Source organism: Achromobacter sp. JUb104 (assembly GCF_024806975.1).
Lineage (GTDB): Bacteria > Pseudomonadota > Gammaproteobacteria > Burkholderiales > Burkholderiaceae_B > Achromobacter > Achromobacter spanius.
In genome coordinates, this window is record NZ_JANUEY010000002.1 from 308,419 (window position 1) to 321,895 (window position 13,477).

The 13,477-nt window shown below is 66.2% G+C and carries 10 protein-coding genes; 7 read left to right on the forward strand and 3 right to left on the reverse strand.

What is annotated here, in order from left to right:
- Nucleotides 1-42: 42 nt before the first annotated feature.
- The 3 genes from M2361_RS13390 to M2361_RS13400 are packed head-to-tail and all read left to right on the forward strand — an operon-like array spanning nucleotide 43 to nucleotide 1,767.
- Nucleotides 43-411, forward strand: coding sequence for a hypothetical protein (locus M2361_RS13390; protein ID WP_259249659.1), 369 nt, complete (start codon nucleotides 43-45; stop codon nucleotides 409-411).
- A gap of 26 nt (nucleotides 412-437) precedes the next feature.
- A complete protein-coding gene (locus M2361_RS13395) occupies nucleotides 438-950 on the forward strand; it encodes an RNA polymerase sigma factor (RefSeq protein ID WP_259249661.1) in 513 nt (170 codons plus the stop codon).
- Between the two features lies 1 nt (nucleotide 951).
- The gene (locus tag M2361_RS13400) at nucleotides 952-1,767 is read left to right on the forward strand and encodes an anti-sigma factor (protein WP_259249662.1); all 816 of its coding nucleotides are present in this window, start codon (nucleotides 952-954) and stop codon (nucleotides 1,765-1,767) included.
- Between the two features lie 215 nt (nucleotides 1,768-1,982).
- Here the strand turns inward: M2361_RS13400 and M2361_RS13405 are convergent, their stop codons facing one another.
- From M2361_RS13405 to atzF, 3 genes are read right to left on the reverse strand one after another with little or no spacing between them, the layout of a single operon-like run.
- Entirely contained in the window at nucleotides 1,983-2,711 is a 729-nt protein-coding gene (locus M2361_RS13405; protein ID WP_259249664.1) for a GntR family transcriptional regulator, read from the reverse strand.
- The gene (gene uca, locus M2361_RS13410) at nucleotides 2,708-6,352 is read right to left on the reverse strand and encodes an urea carboxylase (RefSeq protein ID WP_259249666.1); all 3,645 of its coding nucleotides are present in this window, start codon (nucleotides 6,350-6,352) and stop codon (nucleotides 2,708-2,710) included. The genes M2361_RS13405 and uca overlap by 4 nt, the downstream gene beginning before the upstream one ends.
- 27 nt (nucleotides 6,353-6,379) lie before the next feature.
- Nucleotides 6,380-8,239 carry an allophanate hydrolase gene (atzF, locus tag M2361_RS13415; protein ID WP_259249667.1) on the reverse strand — a complete coding sequence of 620 codons (1,860 nt, stop codon included), beginning with the start codon at nucleotides 8,237-8,239 and terminating at the stop codon, nucleotides 6,380-6,382.
- A gap of 381 nt (nucleotides 8,240-8,620) precedes the next feature.
- Between atzF and urtA the strand changes: the two genes are divergently transcribed.
- From urtA to urtD, 4 genes are read left to right on the forward strand one after another with little or no spacing between them, the layout of a single operon-like run.
- Complete coding sequence (gene urtA / locus M2361_RS13420) at nucleotides 8,621-9,874, forward strand: urea ABC transporter substrate-binding protein (RefSeq protein WP_100854759.1); 1,254 nt, start codon at nucleotides 8,621-8,623, stop codon at nucleotides 9,872-9,874.
- An 11-nt stretch (nucleotides 9,875-9,885) separates the two neighbouring features.
- Nucleotides 9,886-11,517, forward strand: a complete 1,632-nt coding sequence (gene urtB, locus M2361_RS13425) for an urea ABC transporter permease subunit UrtB (RefSeq protein ID WP_259249669.1) — start codon at nucleotides 9,886-9,888, stop codon at nucleotides 11,515-11,517.
- Complete coding sequence (gene urtC / locus M2361_RS13430; RefSeq protein WP_100854757.1) at nucleotides 11,514-12,641, forward strand: urea ABC transporter permease subunit UrtC; 1,128 nt, start codon at nucleotides 11,514-11,516, stop codon at nucleotides 12,639-12,641. The genes urtB and urtC overlap by 4 nt, the downstream gene beginning before the upstream one ends.
- Nucleotides 12,638-13,477: an urea ABC transporter ATP-binding protein UrtD gene (gene urtD, locus M2361_RS13435; RefSeq protein ID WP_100854756.1), complete on the forward strand. Its 840-nt coding sequence runs from the start codon at nucleotides 12,638-12,640 to the stop codon at nucleotides 13,475-13,477. Before urtC ends, urtD begins: the two co-directional genes overlap by 4 nt.

Sequence of the window (13,477 nt, forward strand, 5' to 3'; positions counted from 1 at the left end):
CGGGCAGTCATCCCTTTCCCCCATCTACGTACGAGGCTCAACATGCGCACACATATCGCCGCCGCCCTGGTTCTTGGCTCCGCCGCCCTGTTCTCGGCCGGCGCCCACGCCCAAGCCGTCAAAACGCAAGACGGCATCCTGGTCAACAGCGCGGGCATGACGCTCTACACCTTCGACAAAGACGCTGGCGGCAAAAGCGCCTGCAACGACGGGTGCGCCAAGGTCTGGCCGCCCGTCGCCGCCCCCGCCGACGCCAAGCCCATGGGCGACATGACCGTCATCACCCGCGACGACGGCTCCAAGCAATGGGCCCATAAAGGCAAGCCCGTTTACCTGTACGTGAAGGACACCAAGCCGGGCGACAAGACCGGCGACAACTTCAAGGAAGTCTGGCACGTCATCAAGCCCTGATCCGCGACGGCTCCTGCCTGGCTGCCATGCGCGCCGACGACGAGGCCCTGATCCTGGCCTGCATCCCCAGCCTGCGGCGATACGCGCGTGGGCTGACGGGCGACCCGCATCGGGCCGATGACCTGGTTCAGGACACGTTGGAGCGCGCCTGGAGCCGCTATTCGCGATGGCAAAAGCGCGGCGAGCTGCGGGCCTGGATGTTCGGCATCATGCACAACCATTTCATCGACGGCGTACGCGCCAACAGCCGGCGGGCGGATCAGACCGCCCCGGGCGATCTGCCCGACATGCCGGTGCGCGCCACGCAGACCGATCAACTGGAGGTGCGCGACCTGGACCGCTGCCTGCAAGCCCTGCCGCCCGAGCAGCGGGAAGTGCTGTTGCTGATCTGCGTGGAAGACCTGTCCTACCAGGACACCGCGCGCGTGCTGGACGTGCCCATCGGCACGGTCATGTCCCGGCTGTCGCGCGCCCGTGAAAAGCTGGGCGCGCTGATGCGCGGACACGATTCGGTCAGCCGCTTGCATCGCGTGAAATGACATGAACGAAAAATCCCTCCATCCGGTGCCCAGCTCGGGCAGCCCCATCACCGAAGCCGATCTGCATGCCTATGCGGACGGCCAGTTGGCCCCTGCCCGCCATGCCGAGGTCGACGCGTTCCTGGCCTCGCATCCGCAGGACCAGACCCGCGTGGCGGACTGGCAGGCGCAACGCCGCGCGCTGCATGCGCTGCTGGACCCAGTGCTGGATGAACCGTTGCCCTTGCGCTTGCCCTTGAAGGCGCCGACACGGCAGTTGCCGTGGCGTGCCTTGGCGGCCGGCGTGGCGATCGCGGCGGTCAGCGCGGGCGCGGCATGGACGGTACGCGGCGCGATGGATGCGCGCCATCTGCAAACCGTGCTGGCCACCGCCGGCCCGGACCGCGCGGCGGGCGGTTACGCCCAACGCGCCGCCATCGCGCATGCGGTGTATGCACCCGACATGGGCCGCCCGGTGGAAGTCAGCGCCGACAATGAAAAGGGTTTGGTCACGTGGTTGACCAAGCGCATGGGCGCACCGGTGCGCGCGCCATCACTATCGCAAGCAGGTTATGAATTGGTGGGCGGCCGCTTGTTGCCCGGCGGCTCGGGACCGGTGGCACAGTTCATGTACGGCGCGGCCGACGGGCAAAGGCTGACGTTGTACGTCACCCGCGAAGCCGCGGGCGGCCAGACCGCGTTCCAGTTCACGCAGGAAGGGGCGGTACGGGTGTTCTATTGGGTGGAAGGCCAGTTCGGCTACGCCCTGTCCGGCGCAGTCAGCCGGGATGAACTGCAACGGGTGTCGCAAGAGGTATATAGGCAGTTGCAGGGGTAGCGAATGTGATTCGGTCACGGCGGGTAAACCCCGGATGGATCACGTCGCGGGCACCGCCCGATGGGTTACGCGCGATCAGCGCCGGTGTTCTTTAGAAGGCATTCCCGCGCTTCACCCATCCTACAATTCCCGAGCCCACCGTAGGATGGGTAGCGCGCAAGGTCCGCCGCCAAAACCCCACCCCCGATCGCGCGCAACCCATCGAACACCCCCCCTCACCTCCCCCCTTCCCTTGCCTCATGCAGCATATGCAGCGTGATCTTCCGTACCTCCGCCTTGCTCATCTCAATATGCGACTTCAGCATCCTTGCCGCCTCATCCCCGCGCCGCGCCAGCACCGCGCGCAAAATCGCTGCATGCTCGTCATACGTCGCATCAACCCGGAAATCCTTCGTGAAATCCAGCCGCCGGACAATGCGGATCTTCTCCGTCACGTCCCGGTGTATCTGCGCCATCTCCGGATTCCCGGCCGCCGCCACCAATGAACAATGGAACGCCTCATCCAACTGCGCCACCAGCCGCCCGTCCAGAATCCGCTGGGGTGGCGGCACCAACCAAACGTCTTTCAACGCACCCAGAATGCCGGACTCGTCCATGTGCTCGCGCGTGCACAGCTTGTCCACCGCCGCCTGTTCCAGCACCACCCGCACGTCGTACAGCGCTTCGAAGCGTTCAAAATCGAACGGCCGCACCTGCCAGCCGCTGCGCGGGCTGGCCAGCACGAAGCCTTCGCGCTCCAGCCGTGCCAAGCCCAGCCGCACCGGGGTACGGCTGACGCCCAACCGCGCCACCAGGTCCGCCTCGGTAAAACGCTCACCCGGCAGCATCCGGAAATCGAACAAATCGTCCTTGATGCGCTGATACACCTGGTCAGCCAGTGACCCGGCCAGCGCCGGCGCCTGCCGGATCGCCGGGCTGACCTGGACGGATTCCAGGCGCATCATCCCGCCACGGTGCAGGTGGCGTCTTCCGCCAGCACCACCAAGGGGTCGCCCGCGTTCACCGGCTTGCCCGGCACGCAGCGGATCGCCGTGACCGTGCCCGACGCGGGCGCAATCACCGACAGCTCCATCTTCATGGCCTCGACCACCACCAGCGTGTCGCCCGCCGATACGCTCTGCCCCACCTGGACCGGAATCTTCCAGATGTTGCCGCACATATCCGCGCTGACCAGGCGTTCGCCCTCGCGCAGTGCCGTGTCGGCCTCGGCCTCTTGAGCCGGCGCCTCTTGCTCCACCGCCACGTCCTCGCTCTTCCACAACGCCACTTCGGCGTCGAAGGCGCTTTTCTGGCGCGTCTGGAACACGGCGATGCTGTCCGCCTGCTCGGCCAAAAAGCGCTGGTGCGCGGCGAAATCAAACACTTCCTCTTCAATGCGCACGGTCGCGCGCCCTTCGCGGAAGTCTTCGCGCAGCACATCCAGCTCGGCCTCGGTGACCGGGTAGAAGCGCACCTGATCAAAAAAGCGCAACAGCCAGGGCTTGCCGTTCTGGAACACCGGATTCTTCAAGAACTTGTTCCAGATGGGCAAGGTGCGGCCGACCAACTGATACCCACCCGGCGAATCCATGCCGTAGATGCACATGTACACGCCGCCGATGCCCACCGTGCCTTCCGCCGTGAACGTGCGCGCCGGGTTGTACTTGGACGTCAGCAGGCGATGGCGCGGATCGATCGGCACCGCGCAAGGCGCGCCCAGATACACGTCGCCCAAGCCCATGATCAGGTAGCTGGCGTCGAACACAATGTCGCGCACGTCGTTGCGGCTGGCCAGCCCATTGATGCGCTGGATGAAGTCCACATTGTTCGGTAGCCACGGCGCGTTGGCGCGCACGGTTTCCTGATAGCGCTGCACCGCGCCCAGCGTGGCCGAATCCTCGAAGGCCATGGGCAGGTAGACCACGCGCGTGGGCACCTTCAGCGTGGCCACGTCGGCCAGGCCGGCTTCGATCTTCAACAAGCGTTCGATCAACGCACCTTGCAGAATCTGGCGGCTGTCGTAACGGATCTGCAACGAGCGCACGCCCGGCGACAATTCCTGCACGCCCTCGATCGGGTCGGCATTCAACGCCTCCATCAGCAAGTGAATGCGCATGCGCAACGCCAGGTCCAGCACGTTGTCGCCATATTCCAGCAGCAGGTAGCCGTCACCCGCCTGGCGGTACGACACCGACGGGCGCGAGCCCTCGGCCGGCAAGGCGGCGACGATGGTTTCGGACACCGTGGCGGGCACGGGCGATGGCGCGGTTGCCTCGGGCGCTACCGCCGACAGCGCCGCCACGCTTTGGTCTTGCGCGGCTTCCAGCGCCACGGCTTGCGGATAGTCCATGCGCACGAAGCGGATGCGGTCGCCTGGCTTCACCTGGCCCACCTTCCACAGTTCGGCGCGCGCGATGGTGACGGGGCACACAAAGCCGCCCAGGCTGGGACCGTCGCGCGTCAGGATGACAGGGCTGTCGCCCGTGAAATTGATGCTGCCGATGGCGTATTCGCAATCGTGGATATTCGACGGGTGCAGGCCCGCCTCGCCGCCGTTCTCGCGCGCCCAGGTGGGCTTGGGGCCGATCAGGCGTACGCCCAGGCGGTTCGAGTTGTAGTGCACTTCCCAATCCGCCGCGAAGAAGGTGTCGATGGCTTCGGGCTGGAAGAAGTCCGGCGCGCCATGCGGGCCGTACAGCACGCCGATTTCCCAGGTGTTGCCGTAGGTGGGAATCAGCTCGGCCGGCGCGGGCATCGGCTCTGCCACCGGCGCGGCGACAACACCCTCGCCCAGCTCCGGTCGCACCAAGGGCAGCATGTCGCCCACGCGCAGCGTGCGGCCGGCGTGTCCACCGAACTGGCCCAGCGCAAAGGTCGAGCGGCTGCCCAGGTAAACCGGCACGTCCAGCCCGTTGCGCACGGCCAGGTAGCTGCGGCAGCCCGACAGCGCGCGGCCGGTGGCCAGCACCTGACCCGAACGCACGGCAATTGGCTGCCACATCGGCACGGGTTCGCCGTCCAGCGTGGCGGCGCATTCGGCGCCGGTCAGCGCCACGACGGTGTCGCCGTGAAAGCGCAAGGTCGGCCCAATCAGCGTGGCCTCGATGCCGGCCGCGTCCGGCGCGTTGCCGACGATGCGGTTGGCCAGGCGGAAGGCATAGTCGTCCATCGGGCCCGAGGGTGGCACGCCGATGTCCCAGTAGCCCGTGCGGCCGGGGTAGTCCTGCACGCTGGTGTAGGTGCCGGCTTCCAGCACTTCGATGGCGGCGGGCCGGTACGTGAAGCTTTCCAGGAAGCGCGTGGACAGCTTGCCGGCGCGGAAGCGTTCGTCGGCGACGATCTGGCGCAGGTAGTCCAGGTTGGTGGCAATGCCGTGCAGCCGCGTGCGCGCCAGCGCGTCAGCCAGCTTATCCAAGGCGGCTTCGCGGGTGTCCGCGTGCACGATCAGCTTGGCCAGCATGGGGTCGTAGAAAGCCGGCACGTCGGTGCCGGTCGCCACCCAGCCATCCACCCGCACGCCTTCAGGGAAGGACACCTCGGTCAGCACGCCCGGCGACGGCTGGAACTGGCGCAGCGGGTCTTCAGCGTACAGGCGCACTTCGATGGACGCACCCTGCGGCGCGCGCGACATCGCGGCGATATCCAGCGCTTCGCCCGCGGCCACGCGCAGCATGCATTCCACCAGGTCCAGGCCCGTAACGGCCTCCGTCACCGGATGCTCGACCTGCAAGCGCGTGTTGACCTCCAGAAAATAAAAGCTGTCGCGGGCCGGGTCGTAGATGAATTCAACGGTGCCGGCGGAGCGGTAGTTCACCGACTCGCCCAACTGCACGGCCGCCGCCAGCAAGGCCGCGCGTGTCGCGGCCGGCAGCAGCGGCGCGGGCGTTTCCTCGATCACTTTCTGATTGCGCCGCTGCACCGAGCAATCGCGTTCGCCCAGCGCCAGCACGCGGCCCGCGCCATCGCCAAAGATCTGCACTTCCACGTGGCGCGCGTTATCCACATAGCGTTCGATGAACGCGCCGCCATCACGGAAGAAGTGTTCGCCCATGCGCTGCACGCTGTCGAACGCCACGGTCAGTTCCGCTTCGTTCTCGCAGCGCGACAAGCCGATGCCGCCGCCGCCAGCCGTGCTCTTGAGCATGACCGGGTAGCCGATGCGTTCCGCGTGCAACAGCGCTTCACCCAGGCTGGCCAAGAGCCCCGTACCCGGCGTCATCGGCACGCCCGCTTCGGCCGCCAGTTCGCGCGAACGGTGCTTCAGCCCGAACTCGCGGATCTGCAAGGGCGTAGGCCCCACGAACGCAATGCCCGCCGCTTCGCAGGCTTCGGCGAATTCCGCGCTTTCGGACAGGAACCCATAGCCGGGGTAGATGGCTTGTGCGCCATGCTCGCGCGCGGCCGCCAGCAGCAGGTCCATGCGCAAGTAGCTGTCGACGGCTTTTTCGCCGCCCAAGGCCACGGCCACATCGGCCTCGCGCACGTGCGCGGCGTTGCGGTCGGGGTCGGAATACACGGCCACACTACGGATGCCCAGCCGCTTCAGGGTGCGGATGGCGCGGACGGCGATCTCGCCGCGGTTGGCAATCAGAACGGTATCGAACACGGTTCGGCTCCCAAATGGCTTGCGGGGTTAGCGGGGGGTGGCGTTGGAGTTGGCGCCGGCAGCAGCACTAAGGCTCGCCAGATAGGCGCGCCAGCCGCCAAAGGTGGTGATGTCGCGCGCGCCATCCAGGCCGCGTGGTTCGCAGATGAAGCCCTTGACCAGGCGGCCGTCTTCCAGCTCCAGCGTGCCGATGCCCAAGGGCGCGGGAATCTCGGCCACGAAGGCGCCGAACGCCGTCACCGGCACATCCCACAGTTCCACTTCAATCGGCGCGCCGGACTCGGACTTCACCAGCCCCGGCTTGGGCGGCGTGGTGTTGGCCAGCGCATACAGGCGGTAGTCGCCCGCCGTGCGGGTCTTTTCCACCAGCACCGCGTGGCGCGACGTCAGTTGATGGTTCAGCGGCATGCCGGTCAGGTGCGCGCCCACCACCGCCACACGCACGGTATCGGCGGGCGGGGTCGCCACGTCCATGCCGGCCGGCAGCGGCGCGCCCGTGGCGCCCAGCGGCAGGCCGCGCTGCGCTTGCCACAGGCGGCCGAACTGCGCCAGCGCGCGGTCCTGCCAGGCCAGGCCGATCAGCGTGATGCCCGACGGCAAGCCGTCGGCGCGCATGCCGGCCGGCACCGCCAGCGCAGACAAGTCGGCCAGGTTGGCAAAGTTGGTATAGACACCCAGCCGCGAATTCAGCGTGACCGGGTCAGCTTGAAGCTGCGCGATGGTGTAGATGGACGGAGACGTCGGCACCACCAGCGCATCAAAGCCCGCCAGCGCCTGATGGATGCGCCGCGTCAAGTCAGCACGGCGGTATTCGGCCTTGAAGGCATCCAGCGCGCTGTAGTTGGCGGCTTGCTCGACGATGCCGCGCACGACGGGGTTGATGACGTCCGGCGTCTGCTTCCACAGGTCTTCCACCGCCGCGAAGCGTTCGGCCACCCAAGGTCCTTGATACAGCAGCGCGGCCAGCTCGTTGAAGGGCGCGAAGTCTATCGCTTCCACTTCGGCGCCGGTGGCCTTCAACGCACGCACGGCGTCGTCGAACACCGTGGCCGCCTGCGTGTCGCCAAAGAATTCCAGCGTGGCGGGGATGGCCAGCTTGGGCGCGCGTGGCCACGGCAGCGAGGCGCCGGCAGGCATCTTGCGCGAATAGGGATCGCGTTCGTCAAAGCCGCCCGCCACCTCGGCCACCAGCTCGGCATCGGCCACGGTCAGCGCAAAGATCGACACGCAATCCAGCGTGCGGCACGCCGGCACCACGCCTGCCGTGCTGAGCCAGCCCTTGGTCGGCTTCAAGCCCACGATGTTGTTGAAGCCCGCCGGCACGCGGCCCGAGCCCGCCGTGTCGGTGCCCAGCGAAAACGCCGCGATGCCGCGCGCCACCACCGACGCGGACCCCGAGCTTGAGCCGCCGCTGACGTAGTCGGCGTTGAAGGTGTTGGCCACCGCGCCATGCGGCGAGCGCGTGCCCACCAGGCCGGTGGCGAACTGGTCCAGATTGGTCTTGCCGATCAGGATGGCGCCCGCCGCGCGCAGGCGCTGCACCACGGTCGCGTCCTCGCCCGGCGTGTAGGCAAATTCGGGGCAGGCGGCGGTGGTGGGCCAGCCGGCCGCGTCGATGTTGTCCTTGATGGCGAAGGGCACGCCATACAGCGGCAGGCGCGCCAGGTCGCCACCAACGGCGGCCAGCATCAGCCGCAGCCCGTCCAGCTGTTCGTCCAGCGTGGCGCGGTCCACTCGCTGAATCCAGGCATTGTCTGCGGGCCCGTCTTGCGGCGCGGCGTAGTCGGCCAAAAGCGTTTCGGGCTGGGCCCCGCCTTCGCGATAGGCGGCTTGCCATTGCGCGATGGTCCAACCGATGGGGCTCGTCTGCGTTGCTGCGGCGTTCATGCTGGAATCCTTTCTTGTATACAAGTACGGATTCCCAAGCAATCGGCGTGCCATGTTTGGCGGCTACGCGGCTTTCCCTCTGGCGCCACATGCCAACGCCGTCAAACAGGCATCACGCGCCGCTTCCCGGCCGCTACGCCCGCACCGCAAGCGGGCAGGATGCGCACCTGTTTTGTGCATGACGCACGGTTTTGATCCGACCACGCCACGCGCGCAAGACCCAGCCGTATTCGCGTAAACACCCCCTCTTCATACAGCGGCCTGCCCGGCCTTGGGCACTTGGCATGCCTTTTGCTTTGATGTCCTTGAAGTCCTTGTTGTCGACTGTTTTCAGAGACCGTTCCTGCCGGCCAACCCGGCACATACCAATCAGGAGTCACCATGAAACGCAGACTAGCCCTTAAGCAACTGACCGCCGTGAGCCTGTTGGCCATGTCCGGCTGGATGCCGCAGGTATTCGCCGCCGAAGACACCATCAAGGTCGGCATCCTGCATTCCTTGTCGGGCACCATGGCCATCTCGGAAACGTCGCTGAAAGACGTTGCGCTGATGACCATCGACGAAATCAACGCCAACGGCGGCGTGATGGGCAAGAAGCTGGAAGCCGTGGTGGTGGACCCCGCGTCGAACTGGCCGCTGTTTGCCGAGAAGTCGCGCCAACTGCTGTCGCAAGACAAGGTGGCGGTGGTGTTCGGCTGCTGGACCTCGGTGTCGCGCAAGTCGGTGCTGCCGGTCTTCAAGGAACTGAACGGCCTGCTCTTCTACCCCGTGCAATACGAAGGCGAAGAGCTTGAGAAGAACGTGTTCTACACCGGCGCCGCGCCCAACCAGCAAGCGATCCCGGCCGTGGAATACCTGATGAGCGAAGATGGCGGCGGCGCCAAGCGCTTCGTGCTGCTGGGCACCGACTACGTCTACCCGCGCACCACCAACAAGATCCTGCGCGCCTTCCTGCATTCCAAGGGCGTGAAGGACAGCGACATCGACGAGGTCTACACGCCGTTTGGCCATTCCGACTACCAGACCATCGTCGCCAACATCAAGAAGTTCGCCACCGGCGGCAAGACGGCCGTCATCTCGACCATCAACGGCGATTCGAACGTGCCCTTCTACAAGGAACTGGGCAACGCCGGCCTGAAGGCCACCGACGTGCCGGTCGTGGCGTTCTCGGTGGGTGAAGAAGAACTGCGCGGCGTGGACACCAAGCCGCTGGTCGGCCACCTGGCGGCATGGAACTACTTCCAGTCGGTGAAGAACCCGGTCAACGAAGACTTCATCAAGAAGTGGAAGGCCTATGCCAAGGCCAAGAACCTGCCCAACGCCAACACGGTCGTGACCAACGACCCGATGGAAGCCACCTACGTCGGCATCCACATGTGGAAGCAGGCCGTGGAACAAGCCAAGACCACCGACGTGGACAAGGTGATCGCGGCGATGGGCGGCCAGAAGTTCAGCGCGCCGGATGGCTACACCATCGAAATGGACAAGAGCAACCACCACCTGCACAAGCCGGTCTACATCGGTGAAATCAAGGCGGACGGCCAGTTCAACGTGGTGTGGAAGAGCAAGGGCCCGATCCGTGCCCAACCCTGGAGCCCGTACATCCCGGGTAATGAAAGCAAGCAAGGCCTCTAAGCGGAGCTAGCATGCACATCGCGGCAATCGCCCATTTCTTGCGTCGTTTCATTCTTGCGTGGCTGCTGGCCATGCCACTGCTGACCGCGCCCGCGGCGGCGGCGGGCGTGGACCCGGCCCTGCTTGCGCCGCTGACCGGCGACGACACGGACGCCAAGCTGCAAGCGATTGCCGCGCTGGGCCAGTACCCTGACCCGGCCGCGGCCGCGGTCTTGCAAGCGCTGGGCAATGACCAGCTCTATGCAACGGCCGATGGCCGCGTGCTGATCGGCATCGACAGCACGCGCGCCACCGATCCGACGACGGGCGCGGCCGTGGATCTGCCTGCGGGTTCCGGCACCGTCAGCATCAACAACCGCCTGCGCCGCGCCATCCAGGCCGCGCTGGCGGGTTCGCGCTTGTTCTCGGACCAGCCAAACGAACGCCTGGATGCCGCGCGCCGCCTGCAACAAACGGGCGACCCGGCGCGCCTGCCCATGCTTGAAAAAGCATTGGCTACAGAAAAGAACGAGGCCGTGCGCGAGGCGCTGTTGATCGCGCAGGCCAACCTGGAATTGAAAAGCACCGACCCCGCCAAGCGTCTGCATGCCGTGGAGGTACTGGGCGAAACACGCAACGCCGCCTTCCGCCCCGTGCTGGCCTCGCTGACGCAGCAGCGCGACGGCGTCTACACGGAGCCCGATGCGACCGTGCGCGATGCGGCGGCCACGGCGCTCAAGCAGATCGACCGTCATCTGGCCACCATCGAATGGGCGGGCAACCTCTTTTACGGCATCAGCCTGGGCAGCGTGCTGCTGCTGGCCGCGCTGGGCCTGGCCATTACCTTCGGCCTGATGGGCGTCATCAACATGGCGCACGGTGAATTGCTGATGATCGGCGCCTACGTGACCTATGTGGTGCAGACGCTGTTCCGCGCCTGGTTGCCGGGCTGGCTGGACTGGTATGTGGTGGCCGCGCTGCCGCTGGCGTTCGTAGTGACGGCGCTGGTCGGCATGGCGCTGGAACGCACCGTGATCCGCTGGCTGTACGGACGCCCCTTGGAAACGCTGCTGGCCACCTGGGGCATCAGCCTGATGCTGATGCAAGGCGTGCGCACGCTGTTCGGCGCGCAGAACGTGGAAGTGGGCAACCCCAGCTGGATGTCCGGCGGCATCAACGTGCTGGGCGGGCTGGTGCTGACCTACAACCGCATCGTCATCATCGGCTTTGCGTTCTTCGTGGTGTTCCTGGTGTGGGTGCTGCTGAACCACACGCGGCTGGGCCTGTTCGTGCGCGCCATTACGCAGAACCGACGCATGGCCGATTGCGTGGGCGTGCCCACCGGGCGCGTGGACATGCTGGCCTTTGGCCTGGGCTCCGGCATCGCGGGGCTGGCGGGGGTGGCCCTGTCGCAGTTGGGCAACGTGGGGCCGGACCTGGGCCGTGGCTACATCGTGGATTCCTTCATGGTGGTGGTGCTGGGCGGGGTGGGCCAGTTGGCCGGCACCGTCATCGCCGCGATGGGCCTGGGCGGCGTGAACAAATTCCTGGAGCCCTATGCGGGCGCCGTCATGGCCAAGATCACCATCCTGGTGTTGATTGTGCTGTTTGTCCAAAAACGGCCGCAAGGCCTGTTCGCCCCCCGCGGCCGGAGCGTTGAATGAAACAGACCGCGCTGACCGATCTGACCCTGCTGACCCGTCGCCCGCTTTTTTCAGGCCGCGCCTGGACAGCCCTGGCCGTGGCGGCCGCGCTGCTGGCGCTGCTGCCGCTGCTGAACCTGGTGTTTCCGCCGGGCCATGCGCTGCACGTGTCGGCCTACGCCGTGGCGCTGCTGGGCAAGTTCATGTGCTATGCCATGGCCGCGCTGGCCCTGGACCTGGTGTGGGGCTACGCGGGCATCCTGTCGCTTGGGCACGGCCTGTTCTTTGCGCTGGGCGGCTACGCGCACGGCATGTACCTGATGCGCGCCATCGGCCGCGACGGCGTCTACCAAAGCAACCTGCCCGACTTCATGGTGTTCCTGGATTGGAAGAGCTACCCCTGGTACTGGTCCTTCACCGAACACTTCTGGTACGCCATGCTGCTGGTGGTGCTGGTGCCGGGCGTGCTGGCGTTTGTGTTCGGCTACTTCGCCTTCCGCTCGCGCATCAAGGGCGTGTACTTTTCGATCATCACGCAGGCGCTGACGTTCGCCGCCATGCTGCTGTTCTTCCGCAACGACACGGGCTTTGGCGGCAACAACGGCTTTACCGATTTCAAGCGCATCCTGGGCTTTGACATCACCGCGCCGGGCACGCGCGCCACCTTGTACTGGATCACGCTGGCGGCCTTGGCGGGCGCCTTGATCCTGGCGCGCATCGTCACGCAATCCAAGCTGGGCCGCGTGCTGACCGCCGTGCGCGACGCCGAAAGCCGGCTGCGCTTCATCGGTTACGACCCCTTGGGTTTCAAGCTGTTCGTGTGGACCTTGTCGGCCGTGCTGTGCGGCATCGCGGGCGCTCTGTACGTGCCGCAGGTGGGCATCATCAACCCCAGCGAAATGTCCACCGAGACCTCGATTGAAATGGTGATCTGGGTGGCCACCGGCGGGCGCGGCACCTTGATCGGCCCCATCATCGGCGCGGGCGCGGTCAATGGCCTGAAGACCTGGTTCACCAGCGTGCTGCCGGAATTCTGGTTGTACGCGCTGGGCCTGATCTTCGTGCTGGTGACGCTGTTCCTGCCCACCGGCATCGTCGGCCTGGCCCGCCGCATCACGGCACGCTTGCAGGAGAAAAAGGCATGACCAGCACGCATACCGAACTGGCCACGCTGGACGGCGGCCCCAGCGGCGACGCCGGCTACGGCCGCGTCAGCCCCAAGGGCCTGGACACCAGCCACGGCGCCATCCTGTACCTGGAAGGCATTACCGTCAGCTTCGACGGCTTCAAGGCGCTGAACGACCTGACGCTGGATATCGGCGTGGGCGAACTGCGTTGCATCATCGGCCCAAACGGCGCGGGCAAGACCACGATGATGGACGTCATCACCGGCAAGACGCGGCCCACCGCCGGCACCGCATTCTTTGGCCAGAGCATCGACCTGACGACCCTGAACGAAGCGCAGATTGCGCACGCGGGCATCGGCCGCAAGTTCCAGCGGCCCACGGTGTTTGAACAGCACAGCGTGTTTGAAAACCTGGAGCTGGCGATGAAGACGGACAAGCGCGTGCGGCCCACGCTGTTCTCGCGCCTGACCAGCGAACAAGCCGACAAGATTGGCGAAACGCTGGACCTGATCCGCCTGCGCCCCGAAGTGCAACGCCCTGCCGGCCTGCTGTCGCACGGTCAGAAGCAGTGGCTGGAAATCGGCATGCTGCTGATGCAGGAACCGCAGTTACTGCTGCTGGACGAACCGGTTGCCGGCATGACCGACGCCGAGACCGAACGCACCGGCGAGCTGCTGAACGAACTGCGCGGCCGCCATTCGCTGATGGTGGTGGAACACGACATGGACTTCGTCAACCAGATCGCGGGCGACGGCAAGGTGACGGTGCTGCACGAAGGCTCGGTGCTGGCCGAAGGGCCGATGAGCAAGGTGCAGGCCGACCCGCGCGTGATCGAAGTCTACCTGGGGCGCTAA

Excerpts from the sequence above, each read along its gene's own strand:
- M2361_RS13395 (WP_259249661.1), top strand. The coding sequence starts at position 438 with ATGCGCGCCGACGACGAGGCCCTGATCCTGGCCTGCATCCCCAGCCTG.
- atzF (WP_259249667.1), bottom strand. The coding sequence starts at position 8,239 with ATGAACGCCGCAGCAACGCAGACGAGCCCCATCGGTTGGACCATCGCG.
- urtD (WP_100854756.1), top strand. The coding sequence starts at position 12,638 with ATGACCAGCACGCATACCGAACTGGCCACGCTGGACGGCGGCCCCAGC.
- urtC (WP_100854757.1), top strand. The coding sequence starts at position 11,514 with ATGAAACAGACCGCGCTGACCGATCTGACCCTGCTGACCCGTCGCCCG.
- urtB (WP_259249669.1), top strand. The coding sequence starts at position 9,886 with ATGCACATCGCGGCAATCGCCCATTTCTTGCGTCGTTTCATTCTTGCG.
- M2361_RS13400 (WP_259249662.1), top strand. The coding sequence starts at position 952 with ATGAACGAAAAATCCCTCCATCCGGTGCCCAGCTCGGGCAGCCCCATC.
- M2361_RS13405 (WP_259249664.1), bottom strand. The coding sequence starts at position 2,711 with ATGATGCGCCTGGAATCCGTCCAGGTCAGCCCGGCGATCCGGCAGGCG.
- M2361_RS13390 (WP_259249659.1), top strand. The coding sequence starts at position 43 with ATGCGCACACATATCGCCGCCGCCCTGGTTCTTGGCTCCGCCGCCCTG.
- urtA (WP_100854759.1), top strand. The coding sequence starts at position 8,621 with ATGAAACGCAGACTAGCCCTTAAGCAACTGACCGCCGTGAGCCTGTTG.